The organism is Pseudomonas sp. B414, assembly GCF_055408445.1.
This window is the reverse complement of the sequence record NZ_JBUZTQ010000005.1, coordinates 119,507-140,363: the sequence shown is the minus strand read 5'-3', so window position 1 is coordinate 140,363 and position 20,857 is coordinate 119,507. Positions and strand designations below refer to the sequence as shown.

The following is a 20,857-nucleotide window of genomic DNA, read 5'->3' as shown; positions in this document are numbered from 1 at the left end:
AGTTTTATCTACCTGGCAGGCAATAAAAAGCCGCCTCAAATCGGCGGCTTTTTATTCTGCATCGTTACGCTTGCGGGCGCATGTGCGGGAACAGGATCACGTCGCGAATCGACGGTGAGTTGGTCAACAACATCACCAGACGGTCGATACCGATACCTTCACCGGCAGTCGGCGGCATGCCGTATTCCAGGGCGCGTACGAAGTCGGCATCGTAATGCATGGCTTCGTCGTCGCCAGCGTCCTTGTCAGCTACCTGAGCCATAAAGCGCTCGGCCTGGTCTTGCGCGTCGTTCAACTCGGAGTAGGCATTGGCGATTTCACGGCCACCGATAAACAGTTCGAAGCGGTCAGTCACGTTCGGGTTCTCGTCATTACGACGGGCCAGAGGCGACACTTCAAACGGGTACTGGGTGATGAAGTGCGGTTGTTCCAGCTTGTGCTCGACCAGCTCTTCGAAAATCATCACCTGCAGCTTGCCCAGACCTTCGAAGCCCAGCACCTTGGCGCCGGCTTTCTTGGCAATGGCGCGAGCCTTGTCGATGTCGTTCAGGTCGTCAGCGGTCAGCTCGGGGTTGTACTTGAGGATCGAGTCGAACACCGACAGACGCACGAACGGTTCGCCGAAGTGGAACACCTTGTCGCCATACGGCACGTCGGTAGTGCCCAGAACCAGCTGCGCCAGTTCACGGAACAGTTCTTCGGTCAGGTCCATGTTGTCTTCGTAGTCGGCGTAAGCCTGGTAGAACTCCAACATGGTGAATTCTGGGTTGTGACGAGTCGAAACGCCTTCATTACGGAAGTTGCGGTTGATCTCGAACACCTTTTCAAAACCACCCACCACCAGACGCTTGAGGAACAGCTCCGGCGCAATGCGCAGGTACATGTCCATGTCCAGGGCGTTGTGATGCGTTTCAAACGGCTTGGCCGCTGCACCACCGGGGATGGTTTGCAGCATCGGCGTTTCCACTTCAAGGAAATCGCGAGCCATCAGGAAGCTGCGGATATGGGCGATCACTTGCGAGCGCACACGGAACGTGTGGCGCACGTCTTCGTTAACGATCAGGTCAACGTAACGCTGGCGATAGCGCTGCTCGGTGTCGGTCAGGCCGTGGTGCTTGTCCGGCAGCGGGCGCAGGGATTTGGTCAACAGGCGCACGTTGGTCATTTCAACGTACAGGTCGCCTTTGCCGGAACGGGCCAGGGTGCCTTCAGCGGCGATAATGTCGCCCAGGTCCCAGGTTTTTACGGCGGCCAGGGTTTCTTCCGGCAGGGTCTTGCGGTTGACGTAGACCTGGATGCGACCGGTCATGTCCTGGATCACCATGAACGAGCCACGGTTAAGCATGATGCGACCAGCAACCTTGACCGGGATGGCGGCTTCAGCCAGCTCTTCCTTGGTCGCCTCGGCGTACTTCTTCTGCAGGTCGGCGCAGAGGCTGTCACGACGGAAGTCATTCGGGAAGGCATTGCCCTTGGCGCGCTCGGCTGCAAGTTTTTCCTTGCGCAGGGCGATCAGGGCGTTTTCTTCCTGTTGCAGGTCTTGCGGATCGAGTTGTTGGTCGCTCATGTCTTTAAAAATTCCATCACAGGTTCGTTGCCCCCGCCTTGCGGCAGGGGGAAGCGGGCTTTAGCGCGCCTTCTGGGCATCGCACTGGCTTCGCACACGGTTTGTTGCCGACTTACAGCCCTTGTTTCAGGCTGGCTACCAGGTATTCGTCGATATCGCCGTCGAGCACCTTGTCGCAGTCGCTGCGTTCGATGTTGGTACGCAAATCCTTGATACGCGAGGCATCGAGTACATACGAGCGGATCTGATGACCCCAGCCGATATCCGACTTGGTGTCTTCCAGGGCCTGGGAAGCGGCGTTGCGCTTCTGGATTTCCTGCTCGTAAAGACGCGCCCGCAGCATTTTCATCGCGGTGTCTTTGTTCGCATGCTGCGAACGTTCGTTCTGGCAGCTCACCACGGTGTTGGTCGGTACGTGAGTGATACGTACGGCCGAGTCGGTGGTGTTTACGTGCTGACCACCGGCACCGGAGGAACGATAGGTGTCGATCCGCAGGTCTGACGGGTTGATATCGATTTCAATGTTGTCGTCGATTTCCGGCGAAACGAACACAGCCGAGAACGAAGTGTGACGACGGTTGCCCGAATCGTACGGGCTTTTGCGAACCAGACGATGGACGCCAATCTCGGTACGTAACCAACCAAAGGCGTATTCGCCCTTGATATGCACGGTCGCGCCTTTGATACCGGCTACTTCACCGGCAGACAGTTCCATGATGGTGGCTTCGAAGCCGCGCTTGTCGGCCCAACGCAAATACATCCGCAACAGGATATTGGCCCAGTCTTGCGCTTCGGTGCCACCGGAGCCTGCCTGAATGTCCAGGTAAGCGTTGTTGGCATCCATCTCACCACTGAACATGCGGCGGAATTCGAGTTTTTCAAGGGCTTCGCGCAGACGCTCCACTTCAGCGGCAACATCGTCTACAGCGGCCTGATCTTCTTCCTCGGCAGACATCAGCAACAGGTCTTTGGCATCGGCCAGACCGGTGTGCATCTCATCGAGGGTTTCAACGATCTGCGCCAGCAGGGAGCGCTCGCGCCCCAGCTCCTGGGCGTACGAAGGGTTGTTCCAGACACTCGGATCTTCAAGCTCGCGATTGACTTCGGTCAGACGCTCATGCTTTTGATCGTAGTCAAAGATACCTCCGAATGGTTTCGGAGCGCTCTGACAGGTCCTTGATGCTGTTAAGGATCGGGTTGATTTCCATGGCTGGCGGCACTCGTAGGCGATTTTTACAAAGCCGGGGAGTATACCGCAAACAGAGCGTATCAGCAGCCCGCCTGGCGGGGTTATGTGGTCAGCAAACAGGGATTGGTATCCGGGTAGCGGCTCCGTGAGCTACAGCCAGTTCGATAAAGGCATCCACGAACTGGCGATCGCCGCCCCCTACCAGAAACGCTATAAACACTGTTATAAAACTGCCTTTCCCACAGGTTTGATGCTGCTTAAAAGGAGAATTTCCTGATGTATACCGGCATTGTTCAAGGCACCGCCCGGGTGCTGTCCGTACACCCGGAGCCAGGGCATAATCGTATCGTCCTGGCCCAGGAATCTTCTCTATTCGACAACGTCGAAATCGGTGCCAGCGTGTCGGTCAACGGCACATGCCTGACCGTAGTGGCTTATTCTGCAGACACCGCGACGTTTGATATCTCTCACCGAACGGCCGAGATCACCACGCTCAAACACTTGAACATCAATGACCGGGTCAATATTGAGCGCTCACATCGTACTGGCGACGAAAATGGCGGGCATGCACTGTACGGCCATGTTGAAAGCACCGCGCAGGTAGTGTCATGGCAGCAACTGGGCGAGACGGTGACGGCGCAGTTCCAGCTGGATGCGTCGACTTTTGCCTATCTGTTCAAAAAGGGTTTTATCGGTCTGCATGGCTGCAGCCTCACCATCGATCGCCTGGATGAAGAGCGACACACAGTGACCGTCAACCTGATTCCGCAAACCCTCGCCTTGACCAATTTGTGCAGTTTGCAGGTGGGCGACCGGGTCAATGTCGAAATAGACCAGACCACGCGCACGCTGGTGGATACCCTGCAAAAAACCCTGGCTCGCCTGCTCCCAGGAAACCTGTCGCAGTCGTCGTAGAGGCCATCGCGAGCAGGCTCGCTCCCACAAGGGTTCTGTGAACACCGACTGTATGAACAACACAAAACCTGTGTGGCTTGCCTGCGATGCAAGCGACGCGGTCTGCCTGGCAATCCTCGGGGATGCCATCGCGGGCAAGCCCGCTCCCACAATGGTTCTGTGAACACACCGACTGTGTGAAACAACACAAAACCTGTGGGAGCTGGCTTGCCTGCGATGCAAGCGATGCGGTCTGCCTGGCAATCCTCGGGGATGCCATCGCGGGCAAGCCCGCTCCCACAATGGTTCTGTGAACACACCAACTGTGTGAAACAACACAAAACCTGTGGGAGCTGGCCTGCGATGCAAGCGACGCGGTCTGCCTGGCAATCCTCGGGGATGCCTTCGCGAGCAGGCTCGCTCCCACAAGGGTTCTGTGAACACCGACTGTGTGAAACAACACAAAACCTGTGGGAGCTGGCTTGCCTGCGATGCAAGCGACGCGGTCTGCCTGGCAAGCCTCGGGGATGCCATCGCGGGCAAGCCCGCTCCCACAATGGTTCTGTGAACAACGACTGTGTGAAACAACACAAAACCTGTGGGAGCTGGCTTGCCTGCGATGCAAGCGACGCGGTCTGTCTGGCAATCCTCGGGGATGCCATCGCGGGCAAGCCCGCTCCCACAAAGGCCGTACGATGGGGCGAGGACATTCGAGTTCCCTTTAGGTCCTTCCCAAAAGTGCTCGCTACTAGAGCGAAACCAGCATTTCAGTTAGACGAAAATGCCGGATATGTACGCAATGGCACAGTTACCGCCCCCACAAAAATCACTCAATCCCCACCTTATTCCGCCCATTTTTCTTGGCCAGATAAAGCCCCTTGTCCGCCGCCGAAATCAGCTCGCGGCAGTTACTGCCCTGCTGCGGAGTCATGGTCGACAGGCCAATACTGATGGTCAGGCTGGAGCCAGCCACGGGTGAAATATGCGGGATTTTCATGGCCTCAACCGCCATGCGCAGTTTTTCCGCCACCAATCGCGCACCACCCTGGGAAGTGTTGGGCAACACAATGGCAAACTCCTCACCGCCATAACGCGCCGGCAGGTCCGACGGCCGGCTGCTGGCGTCACGGATGGCACCGGCCACCTTGCGCAACGCTTCATCACCGTCCAGATGACCAAAACTGTCGTTGTAGGATTTGAAATAATCCACATCAATCATCAACAACGACAACTGGGTTTGCTCGCGCATGGCACGGCGCCACTCCAGCTCCAGGTACTCATCAAAGTGCCGACGGTTGGACAGCCCGGTCAGGCCGTCGGAGTTCATCAGCCGTTGCAGCACCAGATTAGTATCCAGCAACTGCTGCTGGCTGACCCGCAACGCACGGTAGGCTGCATCTCGCTGCAACAGCGTCATATAAGAGCGCGAGTGATAGCGGATACGCGCCACCAGCTCGATGTTGTCCGGCAGTTTCACCAGATAATCATTGGCCCCGGCCGAAAACGCCGCGCTTTTGATCAGCGGGTCCTCTTTGGTGGACAGCACGATTATCGGGATATTCTGCGTCGCCGGGTGGTTGCGGTACTCGCGCACCAGGCTCAAGCCGTCCAGACCCGGCATCACCAGATCCTGCAAAATCACTGTCGGTTTGATACGGATGGCCTGGGCAATAGCCTGATGCGGGTCCGCACAAAAGTGAAAATCAATGTTCTGTTCGAGGGCCAGCCCCCGGCGCACGGCTTCACCGATCATTGCCTGGTCATCTACCAGCAACACCATGGCCGCGTTTTCATCAGTTTTAACGTCGTCCAACTGCAAGTCGTTCATGCGCGTTCACCTGAATTACTACCTTCAAGCCAGTCCTGCCGGGTTTTACCAATCATTTGGCAAATTTCTCCAGCAAGCGTGGCGCAATCTTGTCCAATGGCCGGATTTCAACCGCAGCATTGATGGCGGCCGCCGCTTTGGGCATACCGTACACCGAGCTGCTCTGCTGGTCCTGGGCGATGGTGAGGAAACCTTGTTCGCGCATGAGCTTGAGGCCTTGAGCCCCGTCACGCCCCATGCCGGTCAACAGCACACCCACCGCATCGCCATTCCAGTACTGGGCAACACTTTCAAAAAAAACATCTATCGAAGGTCGATAAATTTCGTTTACCGGCTCAGCGGTATAAGCCAACGTGCCGTTCTTCAATAAACGGATATGGTGGTTGGTGCCTGCCAGCAGCACGGTGCCCACCTGCGGCGCTTCACCGTCGCGAGCCAGGCGCACATTGAGTCCGCATGAGCTGCTCAGCCACTCGGCCATGCCAGCGGCAAATACCTGGTCAACATGCTGGACCAGCACGATGGCGGCCTCAAAGTTCCTCGGCAGCCCCTTGAGCAAGGTTTCCAGCGCTGCCGGGCCGCCCGCCGACGAGCCGATGGCCACCAGCGCGCCCCGCCCACCCTGGACGCGAGGCTGGGCCACCACCGACTTGACCCGTTTTTCACTCTGGCCCATCAACCAGCCGACATTGAGGATCTTGCGCAGCAGGGGCGCCGCCGCTTCCTTGGGATTGCTGCCACCCAGTACTGGGGTGTCCACCACATCCAGCGCGCCAAAGCCCATGGCTTCAAATACACGGTGAACATTCTGCTCGCGGTCGATGGTCACAATCACGATGGCGCAGGGGCTTTCGGCCATGATCCGGCGCGTGGCTTCAACGCCGTCCATGACCGGCATGATCAGGTCCATCAGGATCAGGTCCGGGGTGTTCTCGGCGCACAGGCGCACGGCTTCCTGACCATCACCGGCCACCCAGATCACCTGGTGCGCAGGCTCGAAGGCCAGCGCCCGGCGCAGGGCCTCAACCGCCAGGGGCATATCGTTGACGATGGCGATTCTCATGTCTGGGCTCCTCCAATGAGTTCAACCACTGCATCAAGCAGGGCATCGTCATGGAAACTGGCTTTGGCTAGATAATAGTCGGCTCCTGCATCCAGGCCGCGCCGACGGTCTTCTTCACGATCTTTATACGACACCACCATCACCGGCATCGATTGCAATCGGTTATCGCGACGCAACAGGGTAACCAGTTCGATGCCATCCATGCGCGGCATATCGATATCGGTAATCAACAGATCGAAGTGTTCAGCACGCAAGGCATTCCAGCCGTCCATGCCGTCAACCGCCACGGCCACTTCATAGCCGCGGTTGAGCAGCAGTTTGCGTTGCAATTCACGCACCGTCAGTGAGTCATCCACCACCAGAATACGTTTGCGGGTCAGTTCAGCGGTATGCCGGTTGCGCCGGTCAATACGCTCCAGCCGCCCGGTATTGAGCAGTTTGTCGACCGATCGCAGCATATCTTCAACATCCACGATCAGCACCGGCGAACCATCGTCCAGCAAAGCGCCGGCAGAAATGTCCTGCACCTTGCCCAAGCGTGGATCGAGAGGCAAGACCACCAGGGTACGCTCGCCGATAAAACGCTCAACAGCCACGCCATACACCGCGTCGCGCTCGCGAATCACCACTACCTTGAGGGTTTCATCGTCGCTCTGGCCGGGCTGGCGCTGCAACAACTGGCTGGCGGCAACCAGCCCCACATGCCGGCCTTCGTGCCAGAAATGCTGACGACCTTCGAGCTGGACGATTTCATCCGGCTGCAGGTCGCGCATGCGTTCGATATGGGCCAGCGGGAAGGCGTAGGCCTCGTCTGCCACTTCAACCACCAGGCTGCGCACCACCGACAGGGTCAGCGGCACTTCCAGATGGAAGCGGCTGCCATGCTGCGGGGTGTGCTCCAACACAATGGCGCCGCGCAACAGGCGCACCATATGCTGTACCGCATCCAGCCCCACGCCGCGCCCCGACACTTCGGTCACGGTGTCGCGCAGGCTGAAGCCCGGCAAAAACAGAAAGGTCAGCAGCTCTTCTTCGCTCAGTTGCGCCACGGTGTCCGCCGTGGACAGCTGACGTTCGACGATGGTGCGGCGCAGACGCTCCAGGTCGACACCGGCACCGTCATCACTCAATTCCAGCACCAGCAAGCCGGCTTGATGGGAGATGCGCAAGCGAATCAGGCCTTCGGCAGGCTTGCCGGCCAGCAGGCGCTGCTCGGGTGTTTCAATGCCGTGATCGACGGCATTGCGCAATAAATGGATCAAGGGCGCTTCGAGCTTTTCCAGTACGTCGCGGTCAACCTGGGTTTTTTCGCCTTCGATTTCCAGGCGAATCTGCTTGCCCAGGGCACGCCCCAAATCACGCACCATGCGCTCTTGTCCCACCAGCACATCGGCAAACGGACGCATACGGCAAGCCAGAGCAGTGTCGTAGAGCAATTGCGCGCGCTGGCCAGCCTGCCAGCAAAACTCGTCGAGTTCGGCAGTCTGTTCGCTGAGCAGGTGCTGGGAGTCGGCCAGAATCTGCCGGGCATCAACCAGCGCCTGCTCGGCCTCATGACTGATGCCCGCAACCTTGAGATGCTCGTTGAGGGTGTCCATGGCCCGCAGGTTGGTGCTTTGCATGCGCTTAAGGCGCTGCAACGTCACCAGAAAGGGCTTGAGGCGCTGGGTTTCTACCAGGGATTTGCTCGACAGATCAAGCAGGCTGTTCAGGCGCTGGGCCGTGACTCGCAATACCCGCTCACCGCTTTCGGTCAGGCGCTGGGGACGGCGCACAGGATCGGGCGCCGCCTCCGGCTCGGGCTGCGGTTCGGGCACTGGCTCAAGCAGTGGCGCCGGGGCAGCAGGCGTCGGCGCCAGCAACAGTTGCGACACATCAAATTCGGGTGGAGCCATGCGCACACTCGGCGCAGAGGGGTCCAACAACTCATTCATGTGCGCCACATAGGCGTCAATGTCTTGAGGGGTGACGGTATTACCGGGTGTGGCGATACGCATCAGCAGATCGGAGCCCTGCAACAGCGCATCAATATGTTCGCGTTGCAGGTACAGGCGGCCTTCCTGGGCGCTGACCAGGCAGTCTTCCATGACATGGGAGACACTGACCCCGGCATCCACCCCGACAATTCGTGCCGCTCCCTTGAGCGAGTGGGCCGCGCGCATGCAGGCTTCCAGCTGGTCGGCCTGGGTCGGATTGCGTTCCAGCGCCAACAGCCCCGCATTGAGCACCTGGGTTTGCGCCTCGGCCTCCAGGCTGAACAATTCAAGCAGCGAGGCGTCGCGCATTTGCTCGGGGGTCATGTAAGGCTCCGGGTGATCGCGCTCAACAGTTGCTCTTCATCCAGTAAACGCAGGCTGCGGGTTTTCCACTGCAGCACACCGCGGGTGTATTTGGCGCTGGCATGCTCACCGGAGAGCGATGCAGCATTGATTGCTTGCTCGGCAAGATTATGAATGCCGTCCACCTCATCCACCGGCAACACCACGGCACCGCCGTGGGCCGCCACAATCAGCATGCGCGGCATCACCCGCTGCGATGATGAGGCACCCGGCTCGGCAGGATCGAGCCCCAACAGCTCAACCAGCGACAGGCACGGCACCAGGGTGCCGCGCACATTGGCGACACCGCGCAAGGCCCGGGAACGCTGATGCGGCAGAGAGTGGATAGATTGCATCGGCGCCACCTCATCCAGGCAGCGCGTGGGCAGCCCCAGCCACTCTTCACCCAGGCGAAAAATCACCAGTGAGCTGGTCGCGACCTTTTGTTCATGGGCTTGCGGGGCCTGGAGCTCCTGGCTTTCCTGCTCAAATGAATAACGGTCGAGCAAGCGGGTTGCGGCAGCGGCATAAGTGTCGCAGTTACGGCAATGAATATGCTGGGGCAACAACGGGCAGCTTTTGTCACCGTAGATGCCAATGCGGTTCCAGCAATCATCAATGGCCTGCGCTTCGGAGTGAATCAAGCTTTGTGCTGCTAAAGCGCTCATTGTTTACGCTCACTTTGAGTGGAACGCCCGTTACGGGCTGCGCGCTCTTGCAAGCGCCGGGCACCTGCTTCATCGCCTTGTGAAGCCAGCAGCGCCGCCAGATGGGCCAGTGCTTCTGAATGCTGGGGCTCCAGGTACAGCGCCTTGCGATAAAAGCCCTGGGCCTCTGAGGTCTGGCCCTGAACATCACTGAGCAGGCCCAACCAGTAAAACACCTCGGCCTGGGGGTCATGCAGTTGCAAAAACTGTTCGCAAACGGCGCGAGCCTCACCGCTTTTGCCTTCATTGGCCAAGGTGGCAATTTGCTCAAGCAACACCTTCGGCTCATCAACCCGCGAAACCGCTTTTTGCGCGACCGCTGCTTGAGGGCGCGGGGCAAAAGGCCGGATCGCCGGTGGCGGTACAGGGGGTGACGGCTTTGAGCGGGGCAACGGCTTGGGTTCAGCCGGCACAGGGCGGGCGGCAGGTAATGGTTCATGGCTGTGGCAAAAGGCAAACGACTGCGGCACGCCAATCGAGCGCATACCCAGGCGGTTCAACAAATTGCCCTCGGCCGGGCCGATAAACAGGACACCGTCATCGCGGGTCAGGCGCTTGAGCACATCCAGTGCCTGCTGCTGGGTTTTCAGATCAAAGTAGATCAGCAAATTGCGGCAGAACACGAAGTCATAGGGCTCGCGGCTGGCCAGCAATATGGGGTCGAGCAAGTTTCCTGAGGTGAAGCTGACTTGCCCGCATACCCTCTGCGACAATTGATAACCGTCGTTCTCAGGGCTGAAGTAGCGCTCGCGAAAATCCGTAGGCTGGCCACGAAACGAGTTTTTGCCATACAGCGCATTTTGCGCACGCTGCACCGACAGCGGGCTGACATCCAGCGCGTCGACTTTGAATTGATGCGCAGCAAAGCCGGCATCAAACAGCGCCATGGCGATCGAATACGGCTCTTCACCGGTTGAGCACGGCAGGCTCAGGATCCGCAACGCACGTCGGCTGCCGATTTCTGCCAGACGCTGTCTGGCCAGACGGCCCAGGGTGGCAAAGGATTCGGGATAACGAAAGAACCAGGTCTCAGGCACGATCACAGATTCGATCAGCGCCTGTTGTTCATCCTGGGAGCTGAGCAGGCGCTGCCAGTAGTGATCGTTATCGGCCATATTCAGGGCAATGCAGCGCTGGCGCACGGCACGTTCGATAATCGCCGGGCCAACCGAGGCCACATCCAGGCCGATACGCTGTTTCAGATAATCGAAAAAACGTTGATCAACACTCATGGGGCCACCTGCGCGCAGACATCATCTTCGCCTTGAGCAAAGATCAGTGCCGACACCGCAGGGCTGAGCAGGTCATCGACACTCAACCACTGCAACAGCCCGGCCTCGTCCTTACGCACCGGCCCCAGATAGGGCGCATCGCGGTTATCCAGGCCGTAGGGCTGAAAGTCCGCCGGGTCGCAACGCAATGTATTACTGGCCTGTTCAAGCAGCAGGCCGAGCAATTGCCCGCGATAGTTGACCAGCACCAGCCGGGTGCTGGTGCGGGCCACGGCTTCGGTGCCAAAGGTCATGGCACTGATGTCGATCACCGGGATCATCCGGTCGCGATAGGCAAACACCCCCGCCACCCACGCGGGGGCCTGGGCGATGGGCTTGAGCGGCAAGCGCGGCAGCACCTCGACCACATCCGTGGCGGCAAGGGCATAGCGCTCATCGCCGATATAAAACACCAGGAACAGGCGTTTTTTCGACGCCTTTGCCCCGGTGTGCCTGGCCAGAAGCTCGCTCATCAGACTTTAAAGCGCGAAACGCCGCTGCGCAGCCCGACTGCAACCTGACTGAGTTCGTCGATCGCAAAGCTGGCCTGACGCAGGGACTCGACGGTCTGGCTGCTGGCATCACCCAGTTGCACCAGTGCAAGGTTGATCTGCTCAGCGCCCGTGGCCTGAGCCTGCATGCCTTCGTTGACCATCAGCACTCGCGGCGCCAGAGCCTGGACCTGATGGATGATTTGCGACAGCTGCTCGCCCACCTGCTGCACCTCGGACATGCCGCGGCGCACTTCTTCGGAGAACTTGTCCATGCCCATCACGCCAGCGGACACCGCCGACTGAATCTCGCGCACCATCTGCTCGATATCGTAGGTGGCCACGGCAGTCTGGTCAGCCAGGCGACGAACTTCGGTGGCGACCACGGCGAAACCGCGGCCGTATTCACCGGCTTTTTCGGCTTCGATGGCAGCGTTGAGCGACAGCAGGTTAGTCTGATCGGCCACTTTGACAATGGTCACCACCACCTGATTGATGTTGCCAGCCTTCTCGTTGAGGATCGCCAGCTTGGCGTTGACCAGATCGGCAGCGCCCATCACCGAGTGCATGGTTTCTTCCATGCGGGCCAGGCCCTGCTGCCCGGAACCGGCGAGGATCGAGGCCTGATCGGCCGCCGAAGTCACTTCGGTCATGGTGCGCACCAGGTCACGGGACGTGGCCGCAATTTCCCGGGATGTAGCGCCGATTTCGGTGGTAGTGGCTGCAGTCTCAGTGGCCGTAGCCTGCTGTTGCTTGGAGGTGGCGGCGATTTCAGTCACCGAGGTGGTGACCTGTACCGAGGAACGCTGGGCCTGGGATACCAGGGTGGTCAGCTCGGCCATCATGTCGTTGAAGCCGGTTTCCACCGCGCCAAATTCATCCTTGCGCTCCAGGTTCAAACGCGAACTCAAGTCACCGGAACGCATCACTTCCAGAATCGAAACGATGCGTTTCATCGGCGACATGATTGCCTGCAGCAACAGGAAACCACACAGCGCTGCGGCCAGCACGGCAATCACCAGTGAGATGATCATGCTGACTTTGGCGGTCATTACCGCATGGGCAATATTGTCAGTCGCATGGGTAGCCGACTCGCGATTGCCTTCAATAATATTGTTGAGCAGCTTGCGCCCGTCCATCCATGCTGGGGCCAGTTGCTCGCTGAGTACCTTGTGCGCCTGGACGAAATCCTTGTTTTCATACAGTTCAAGAACCTTGGCCAACAACACATCGTATTCTTTATGCAGACGTTCGAAGTCCTCGAAATGGGTGTTGTCTTCACCCTCAAAGATGGTGCCGCGATAGTTTTCCAGTTCTTTCTGCAAGCGATCTTCAAAGCTGGCGTACAACTTGCGGTCTTCGTTGGTCAGATCACGCTGGTTGATCGAGCCCACCAGCTCCAGGGTCAGCACATAGCTGTCGACCCAGGCACTGCGAATCATCGAGCTGTAATACACCCCGGGAACCGAGTCGGACTGCACCGTTTCTTCGCTGGTTTCGATCGACAGCAGGCGCGAGTAAGACGCAACAACCATCAGCAGCATAATGGCGATGATTACAGCAAAGCTCGCCAAGATGCGTTGGCGTAACGTCCAGTTCTTCACAGTCGATCCTCGGGTGCCATTTAAATGATGGTGAGTATAGCCGAGGGTACGCAATGATTCGTACAGGCGTTGAGACAGAACGCACAGCAATAGACAAATATTCCTACATTTAAAAGCGCACTAAATAAGTAGGAGATTGAACAATCTAGTGCATCTGTGGGAGCGGGCTTGCTCGCGATGCAGGCGGTGAAGGTCTACTGAATGACTAAGTTGAGCCATCGCAAGCAAGCCCGCTCCCACATGAAATACGTCAGAACATCAGCGCATTGGTCATATCCCCCATGGGTGCCTGCCCGCGGGCTTTCATGGCCTCGTCGCGCTGTTTGAGGCCATCGAGCGTTTCCAGCTGATGCACCCGGGTGATCAGGCGCAGGATCGAGGCCGTGTCATACACCGTGTGATCCACCGTACCCTTGCGTGCGAAGGGTGACACCACCAGCGCAGGAATCCTTGTGCCCGGGCCCCAGCGATCCCCCTTGGGCGGCGCTACGTGGTCCCACCAGCCGCCGTTCTCATCAACCGTCAACACCACCACCATGTTCTGCCATTGCGGGCTGTTGCGCAGCACCTTGAGGACACGGTCAAGGTGGCGGTCACCGGCCGCCACATCGGCATAGCCCGCGTGCAGGTTGAGGTTGCCCTGGGGCTTGTAGAAGCTCACTGCGGGCAGCTTGCCTGCCTCGGCGTCGGCCAGAAAGCGGTTGGTACTGGCCTCGTCGCCCAGGCCGCCGTCTCGCAGGCGCTTGTTGCGCTCGCCCGGGTTTTCGGGGCCTTGACGCACGAAGTAGTTGAACGGCTGATGGTGGTACTGGAAGTTGGGAATTTTGGGGATGCCTTCCGAGCCCTTGAACTGCTCCAGCGTGGCTTGCCAGGCACCGGCGTACCAAGCCCAGTCGATGTTCTTTTTGCTCAGCTTGTCGCCGATATGCTCGTGGGTTTGTGGCACCAGCACACTCGGCAGATCAGGCTTGGCGTAGTCAGGGCGCTCAGGGTCGCGGATCCAGGTCGGCCAGTAAGGCGGGGCCATGGTATTGACCGCATAGCCGTCCGGGGTCAGGGCACTGGGGCCGAACTGCGGGGCGCCGGTCATGGCGCTGGCCGGGGACTTTGCCAATGGTTTGAGGCGCGTGCCGGTAGGGTCGTCACCCTGCAAAACAGCGATTTGTGCCTCGGCCACCGAGGTGGACGCATTCGGGTAGAACGGCACCGCTGCGCTGATCAGGTACTGGTGGTTGAGGAATGAACCGCCAAAGGCACCCTGGAAGAAGTTGTCGCACAGCACGAATTCCCGGGCCACATCCCACAGGCGCAGCGAGTATTGCGACTGGCCGTAGTAACCCATGGGCAAGCCACCGGAGTCGCCCCAGGCGACAAACTGGTCGTTCTTGCCGTCATTGATCTGCATCTGGTTCTGATAGAACACATGCCACAGGTCGCGAGTCACCAGGTTCAGTGGCAGGTCTTCCTGATTCGGCCCCTTCAGGGCAAAGGGCGCGTTGGGCAAGATTTCCTGGTACTGCACGCCTGGGGCATAGGTCACCCCATCGATCATCTGCGGCCCCACCTGCGCCACCCCGCCCCAGACTGGCGGTAAGGTCAGCAGCAGACTGCCATCGCGGTCGCGCTGCTGGTAGTCGACTGGTTTAAGGGCCGACAGCGGCTTTGCAACGCCTGGGAAGTTGGCAAACAAGTTGTTGAAGCTGCGGTTCTCGGCGTAGATCACCACGATGGTCTTGACCTGTTCGTGGAGTTTTTTGTCCAGCTCGGCCGGGGTCAGCGGTTGCGCCTCAACGGGACGGTCATGCTCAAGACCGCCACAAGCGCTCAAGGTGGCGGCACCTACACCCAGTGCGGCAGCACCGGCGAGGAATCGGCGGCGGCTGCTATCGGCCGGGAGTCGGGTGTCCTGGTCTTTCTCGTCGCTCATTACGGCTTCCTGATCATACGTAACAAATTATTTCTGGCGGGCAGGCTAGCAGGGGATTATGACGGGGAAGTTGCAGGGGATCGAAGCGCCGAGGTGTTTAAATCAGATATAGAGCGGTGCCTCATCGCGAGCAAGCCCGCTCCCACAAGTTCAGCGCAGATCTGTGGGAGCGGGCTGGCTCGCGATGAAGTCAACGCGGTTATTCAGACATACCGTACTCTGCTTTAGCCCTGTGCCTGCTTGACCTGGGCTTCCAGTTCGCTCTTGAGGCCCGGGTCGAGCTTGAGCTGTTTGGCCAGCTCCTCCAGGTAGGCACGCTCCATGAAATGTTCTTCATCCACCAGGATCAGGCTGGCGATATACATTTCGGCGGCAATTTCCGGGGTAGTGGCGGCTCTGGCCACCTCGGCCGGGTCCAGCGGTTTGTTCAACTCGGCTTGCAGCCATTGGCGCAACGCAGGGTCACCATTGAGCTTGTTGAGTTCACCCTCGATCAGTTGGCGCTCGCGCTCATCGACATGACCGTCAGCCTTGGCGGCAGCCACCAGGGCTTTAAGGATCGCCTGGCTGTGCTGCTCCACTTGCGGCGCGGGTACACGGTCAATGGTCTGCGGTTCGGTTTGCGGTGCGGTGCCCTGGCTGGCCTGCCAGTTGCCATAGGCTTTGTAGGCCAGCACGCCCAAAGCGGCCAGCCCCCCATAGGTCAACGCCTTACCACCATATTTGCGTGCACTCTTGTTGCCCAGTAACAGGCCCAGGGCACTGGCGGCCAACGCACCGCCACCGGCGCCCGAGAGCAAGCCGCCGATGCCGCCGGAACCACCGAGCAGACCGCCCAGGCCACCCTGAGTGGCCTTGCCTTGGGCAGAAGTTTTTTTCTCCAGCATCTGTTGGCCGGATTTAAGTAGTTGGTCGAGCAAACTCATAAGCATCCTCTCGTAACAGGGTCAGGGGGAGCCAGAAAACCCGCCAGCAGGCGGGTTTATCGTAAAAAGCGATTGTTATCAGTCGCGCAGGTCGGACTCATGAATCGGTTGGTCACGATGGGTAGCACGCTGATACTGGGCTGGCCAGATGGCCTTTTTACCGCCCAAATCATCGTCTGCATGCAACGGCCAGTAAGGGTCACGCAACAGTTCGCGGGCCAGCAGGATCAGATTGGCCTGCCCGGTACGCAGAATATGCTCGGCCTGCGCCGGTTCGGTGATCATGCCCACCGTGCCAGTGGCGATGCAGGCCTCCTTGCGCACGCGCTCGGCAAAGCGGGTCTGGTAACCCGGCCCCACCGGAATCTCGGCATTGGCTGCGGTACCGCCTGACGATACATCGATCAGGTCCACGCCCAATGCCTTGAGGCGTCGCGCCAGCTCGACGGTTTCGTCAGGGTTCCAGCCGTCTTCCACCCAGTCGGTGGCCGAAACCCGCACGAACAGCGGCAGCTCCTGCGGCCACACGCCGCGCACGGCTTCGGTCACCTCCAGCACCAGGCGGATGCGATTCTCGAACGAACCGCCGTATTGGTCACGTCGCTGGTTACTCAGCGGCGAAAGAAATTGATGCAGCAAGTAACCGTGAGCAGCGTGCACCTCAACCACCGAGAAACCGGCTTCCAGCGCCCGTTTGGCGGCGGCCACAAAAGCCTGGATTACCTCATTGATCTGGGTTTCATCCAGTTGCATGGGCGCAGTGTGTTGCGGGTCGAAGGCAATCGGCGATGGCCCGACAGGCACCCAGCCGCCCTCTTCCACTTTGACGCTGCCATGCTTGCCCAGCCAGGGCCGGTGGGTACTGGCCTTGCGCCCGGCATGGGCCAACTGGATACCGGCCACGGCACCCTGGGCGCGAATAAAGCGGGTGATGCGTTGCAGGGGCTCAATCTGTTCATCGTTCCACAGGCCCAGATCCTGTGCGGTGATACGACCTTCCGGGGTGACGGCGGTGGCTTCGGTAAAAATCAGCCCGGCACCGCCAACGGCACGGCTGCCCAGATGGACTAAATGCCAGTCATTGGCCAGCCCATCGACGCTGGAGTACTGGCACATTGGCGAGACCGCAATGCGGTTAAGAAGGGTCAATTGGCGCAGGGTATAGGGTTCGAGCAGCAGACTCATGGGTCACCTCTAATTCCAGTGGGCGGGCTCCAGATACTTCGTTAGAGCCTAGTCGACAACACTGGATGAGGGGGAGTTCAAGTTGTGGGCGGTGCGCAGATTTGTGGGGGCGGGCTTGCTCGCGATGCAATCGACGCGGTCTTTCAGGTAAACCGAGGTGATGCCATCGCAGGCAAGCCAGCTCCCACAGAGAGAGAGGGGCCAGGAAAATTATGGGTTTAACGCGGCTCGATATGGGCAATCATCAGTTGCACGGTTTCATTGCCGCGAAACTCGTTGAGGTCGAGCTTGTAGGCCAGTTCGACCCAGCGAATGGTCGGATTCGGCCACACTTCGCGATCGATCCCGAAGGCGATGCCGTCTAGCTTTACGCTGCCGCATTCGGTCTTGAGCACCACCTTCAAATGCCGCTCGCCAACGATACGCTGTTCCACCAGCTGAAACACTCCGTGGAACAACGGCTCGGGGAAGTGTTGTCCCCACGGCCCGGCATTGCGCAAGGCCCGCGCCAGCTCCAGATGAAACTCTTCAACCGCCAGGCTGCCGTCAGACAACATGCGTCCGGTCAGGTCTTCCTCGCGCAGTTGACGCCGTACTTCGGCATCAAAGGCCTCACAGAACAACGGGAAATTGGCTTCGGGCAAGGTCAGCCCCGCAGCCATGGCATGACCACCGTATTTGCTGATCAAGTCCGGGTGCTGTGCCGCTACCACGCTAAGCGCATCACGAATATGAAAACCCGGCACCGAGCGCCCTGAGCCCTTGAGCATGCCGTCACCGGCATCGGCAAAGGCAAAGGTCGGGCGGAAGTAGCGCTCCTTGAGCCGCGAAGCCAGAATCCCGATCACCCCCTGGTGCCACTCGGGGTCAAACAGGCACAGGCCAAACGGCATGCTGTCGATGGTCAGGTCCTTGAGCTGGGCCAGCGCTTCGCGCTGCATGCCCTGCTCAATGGATTTGCGGTCCTGGTTCATCTCGTCCAGTTGCGCGGCCATTTCCCGCGCCGCATTGGCGTCGTCGGTAAGCAGACATTCAATACCCAGGCTCATATCGTCCAGACGCCCGGCAGCATTCAGGCGCGGCCCCAGAATAAAACCCAGATCAGTCGAGGTGATTTTCGAGTGGTCACGCTTGGCCACTTCCAGAATCGCCTTGAGCCCCGGCCGGGCACGCCCGGCACGGATGCGCTCCAGCCCCTGATGCACCAGAATCCGGTTGTTGGCATCCAGCGGCACCACGTCGGCCACGCTGCCCAGAGCCACTAGATCCAGCAGCTCGGCGATGTTCGGCGCCTTGCTGTTCTGGTACCAGCCCAGGCTGTTCAAGCGTGCACGCAAAGCAATCAGCACATAGAAGATAACCCCTACCCCTGCCAGCGCCTTGCTCGGAAACTCGCAACCAGGCTGGTTGGGGTTGACGATGGCATCTGCCGCCGGCAATTCGCTGCCGGGCAAGTGGTGGTCGGTGACCAGCACGCTCAAACCTGCCTTTTTCGCCGCGGCCACGCCTTCGATACTGGAGATGCCATTGTCGACCGTAATCAGCAACTGCGGGGTACGAGTCAGCGCAACCTCAACGATTTCCGGGGTCAGGCCGTAGCCGTACTCGAAGCGGTTGGGCACCAGATAATCGACATGGGCCGCCCCCAGCAAACGCAAACCGAGCATGCCGACCGTACTGGCGGTGGCGCCATCGGCGTCAAAGTCACCGACGATCAGAATGCGCTGACGTTGCTCAAGCGCCACCACCAGCAAATCCACCGCAGCATCGATGCCCTTGAGCTGCTGGTACGGGATCAGCCGCGCCAGGCTCTTGTCCAGTTCAGCTTGCGACTGCACACCCCTCGCTGCATAAAGACGGGTCAACAGGGCGGGCATTTCGCCCAAAAAAGGCAGGGTTTGCGGCAGTGGACGAGGTTCGATGCGCATAAGCGGGTGGAGAGTCTCTTAAACGTGAAAAAAGTGGTGACGCTTAGCCGCGGTCGCCTTGCAGCCACTGCAACTGAACTTCGTGCTGGCCGCGATCGTCGGTCACAAAAATCGTGCCTTCGCTGATCATTACGTCCCACTTGATAACCCGTGGCATATCCTTGGCCAGCACCTCAAGAATCTCTTGCGGGACGGCAGCGATATTGACGTTTTTCAGATTTTTGATCGCCGGGATCACCTTGCCTTCCCACACACGCAAGCTGCCATAGGCCAGCAAGCTGGTGCGTTCGGTACGGCGCGAGCACCAGGTCAGTCGGTCGGCATCGGGCTGGCCGACTTCGATCCAGTGCAGAACACGGTCATCCAGGCTTTTTTCCCACAGGGCTGGCTCGTCTACATCAGACAGACCACGACCAAAAGACAACTGCTCGTTGTACCAAAAAGCGTAGGCCAGCAGGCGCACGGTCATGCGTTCTTCGGTTTCCGAAGGGTGACGGGCGATGGTCTGCTTGACGCTTTCGTAGACCCCGCGATCGAGATCGGTGAGGTTGAGTTCAAACTTGTAGGTCGTGGACGGCTGTGCCATGAACGGGCTTCTTGATACGGAGAAAGGCGGCAAGTCTAACCGATACACTGCCATTGAACGAATCGGCCAGCTTCTTGCCAGCCGCCACCTATGTTAAAAGGCTGTACTCGCTCGCCCTTTGGACAAGGATTCCACATGCCGCTCGCCACCAAACCCCTTTCAGGCCTCAAAGTCGTCGAATTGGGCACCCTGATAGCCGGGCCTTTTGCATCGCGCATCTGCGCCGAGTTTGGCGCACAGGTGATCAAGGTCGAGTCCCCCGATGGCGGCGACCCGCTGCGAAAATGGCGCAAGCTGTATGAGGGTACGTCGCTGTGGTGGTTCGTCCAGGCGCGCAACAAAAAATCCCTGACCCTGAACCTCAAGCACCCGGATGGCCTGGCCATTCTCAAACAGTTGCTGGCCGACGCCGATATCCTGATCGAAAATTTCCGCCCCGGCGTGCTGGAGAAACTCGGGCTGGGCTGGGATGTGTTGCATGCACTGAACCCCAAGCTGGTGATGGTGCGCCTGTCCGGCTTTGGCCAGACCGGGCCGATGAAAGACCAGCCTGGGTTTGGCGCGGTGGGCGAGTCCATGGGCGGACTGCGTTACATCACAGGCTTTGAGGATCGGCCGCCGGTGCGCACCGGCATTTCGATTGGCGACTCGATTGCCGCGCTATGGGGCGTGATAGGTGCCCTGATGGCCTTGCGTCATCGCGAGGTCAACGGCGGCCAGGGCCAGGTGGTGGACGTGGCGCTCTACGAAGCCATTTTTGCCATGATGGAAAGCATGGTCCCGGAGTTCGATGTGTTCGGTTTTATCCGCGAACGCACGGGCAATATCATGCCAGGCATTACCCCCTCTTCGATCCATACCAGCCTGGACGGCAAGCACATTCAGATCGGTGCCAATGGCGACGCCATCTTCAAGCGCTTTATGCAGATCATTGGCCGCGATGACCTGGCCAATGACCCGGCGCTGGCCAGCAACGATGGCCGTGACGCCCGTCGCGACGAGTTGTACGGCGTGATTGATCGCTGGGTCGGCTCATTGCCACTTGAGACGGTGCTTGAGCAATTGACCGCCGCGCAAGTGCCCGCCAGCCGGATATTCTCGGCAGAAGACATGTTCAGCGACCCACAGTTTCTGGCTCGGGAAATGTTTCTGCAAGCCAAACTGCCTGACGGCAAAGACTTCAAAATGCCCGGCATCGTGCCACGGCTGTCCGATACGCCCGGCTCGGCCGATTGGGTCGGGCCCGAATTGGGCGCCCATAATCATGAGGTATTGAGTGGCTTGGGTTACGACGCTGCGGCGATCGGCACCCTCAAGCAATCGGGTGCCATTTAGGCCAGTTGCCATGTTTTGTGGCATCCAAAGGAGACCAG

16 protein-coding genes are annotated in these 20,857 nt (G+C 59.3%); 2 read left to right on the top strand and 14 right to left on the bottom strand.

The annotated features are described in order from the left end of the window. Positions 1-64: 64 nt before the first annotated feature. Both lysS and prfB read right to left on the bottom strand, forming a co-directional pair. On the bottom strand, positions 65-1,567 hold the full coding sequence (gene lysS, locus ACZRMH_RS06590; protein ID WP_464012720.1) for a lysine--tRNA ligase: 1,503 nt from the start codon (positions 1,565-1,567) through the stop codon (positions 65-67). Between the two features lie 112 nt (positions 1,568-1,679). After that, a protein-coding gene (prfB, locus tag ACZRMH_RS06585) for a peptide chain release factor 2 (RefSeq protein ID WP_464012719.1) occupies positions 1,680-2,775 on the bottom strand; the annotation gives its coding sequence in 2 pieces (ribosomal slippage) (positions 1,680-2,702 and positions 2,704-2,775; 1,095 coding nt in all). A 257-nt stretch (positions 2,776-3,032) separates the two neighbouring features. Between prfB and ACZRMH_RS06580 the strand changes: the two genes are divergently transcribed. Further along, positions 3,033-3,671: a riboflavin synthase subunit alpha gene (locus ACZRMH_RS06580; protein WP_464012718.1), complete on the top strand. Its 639-nt coding sequence runs from the start codon at positions 3,033-3,035 to the stop codon at positions 3,669-3,671. 805 nt (positions 3,672-4,476) lie between these two features. Here the strand turns inward: ACZRMH_RS06580 and ACZRMH_RS06575 are convergent. From ACZRMH_RS06575 to ACZRMH_RS06520, 12 genes are all read right to left on the bottom strand, one after another. Continuing rightward, positions 4,477-5,478 carry a diguanylate cyclase gene (locus ACZRMH_RS06575; protein ID WP_464012717.1) on the bottom strand — a complete coding sequence of 334 codons (1,002 nt, stop codon included), beginning with the start codon at positions 5,476-5,478 and terminating at the stop codon, positions 4,477-4,479. A 52-nt stretch (positions 5,479-5,530) separates the two neighbouring features. Beyond that, positions 5,531-6,541, bottom strand: a complete 1,011-nt coding sequence (cheB, locus tag ACZRMH_RS06570) for a chemotaxis-specific protein-glutamate methyltransferase CheB (RefSeq protein ID WP_464012716.1) — start codon at positions 6,539-6,541, stop codon at positions 5,531-5,533. Then, a complete protein-coding gene (locus ACZRMH_RS06565; protein ID WP_464012715.1) occupies positions 6,538-8,841 on the bottom strand; it encodes a response regulator in 2,304 nt (767 codons plus the stop codon). The genes cheB and ACZRMH_RS06565 overlap by 4 nt, the downstream gene beginning before the upstream one ends. Further along, positions 8,838-9,527, bottom strand: a complete 690-nt coding sequence (locus ACZRMH_RS06560; RefSeq protein WP_464012714.1) for a chemotaxis protein CheW — start codon at positions 9,525-9,527, stop codon at positions 8,838-8,840. Before ACZRMH_RS06560 ends, ACZRMH_RS06565 begins: the two co-directional genes overlap by 4 nt. Then, the gene (locus ACZRMH_RS06555; protein ID WP_464012713.1) at positions 9,524-10,798 is read right to left on the bottom strand and encodes a CheR family methyltransferase; all 1,275 of its coding nucleotides are present in this window, start codon (positions 10,796-10,798) and stop codon (positions 9,524-9,526) included. Before ACZRMH_RS06555 ends, ACZRMH_RS06560 begins: the two co-directional genes overlap by 4 nt. Next, complete coding sequence (locus ACZRMH_RS06550) at positions 10,795-11,310, bottom strand: chemotaxis protein CheW (protein WP_464012712.1); 516 nt, start codon at positions 11,308-11,310, stop codon at positions 10,795-10,797. Before ACZRMH_RS06550 ends, ACZRMH_RS06555 begins: the two co-directional genes overlap by 4 nt. Beyond that, positions 11,310-12,932: a methyl-accepting chemotaxis protein gene (locus ACZRMH_RS06545; protein ID WP_464012711.1), complete on the bottom strand. Its 1,623-nt coding sequence runs from the start codon at positions 12,930-12,932 to the stop codon at positions 11,310-11,312. The genes ACZRMH_RS06550 and ACZRMH_RS06545 overlap by 1 nt, the downstream gene beginning before the upstream one ends. A gap of 250 nt (positions 12,933-13,182) precedes the next feature. Next, positions 13,183-14,859 (bottom strand): acid phosphatase, encoded by a 1,677-nt coding sequence (locus ACZRMH_RS06540; RefSeq protein ID WP_464012710.1) that lies wholly within the window; start codon positions 14,857-14,859, stop codon positions 13,183-13,185. Positions 14,860-15,083: 224 nt separating this feature from the next. Next, on the bottom strand, positions 15,084-15,785 hold the full coding sequence (locus tag ACZRMH_RS06535) for a tellurite resistance TerB family protein (RefSeq protein ID WP_464012709.1): 702 nt from the start codon (positions 15,783-15,785) through the stop codon (positions 15,084-15,086). A 78-nt stretch (positions 15,786-15,863) separates the two neighbouring features. Further along, positions 15,864-16,970 carry an NADH:flavin oxidoreductase/NADH oxidase gene (locus ACZRMH_RS06530; RefSeq protein WP_464012708.1) on the bottom strand — a complete coding sequence of 369 codons (1,107 nt, stop codon included), beginning with the start codon at positions 16,968-16,970 and terminating at the stop codon, positions 15,864-15,866. Positions 16,971-17,188: 218 nt separating this feature from the next. Further along, positions 17,189-18,898 carry a single-stranded-DNA-specific exonuclease RecJ gene (gene recJ, locus ACZRMH_RS06525; protein WP_464012707.1) on the bottom strand — a complete coding sequence of 570 codons (1,710 nt, stop codon included), beginning with the start codon at positions 18,896-18,898 and terminating at the stop codon, positions 17,189-17,191. Positions 18,899-18,941: 43 nt separating this feature from the next. After that, entirely contained in the window at positions 18,942-19,484 is a 543-nt protein-coding gene (locus ACZRMH_RS06520) for a YaeQ family protein (RefSeq protein ID WP_464012706.1), read from the bottom strand. Between the two features lie 135 nt (positions 19,485-19,619). Here ACZRMH_RS06520 and ACZRMH_RS06515 point away from each other — a divergent pair, with 135 nt between their 5' ends. Then, entirely contained in the window at positions 19,620-20,819 is a 1,200-nt protein-coding gene (locus tag ACZRMH_RS06515; RefSeq protein ID WP_464012705.1) for a CaiB/BaiF CoA transferase family protein, read from the top strand. Positions 20,820-20,857 lie beyond the last annotated feature (38 nt).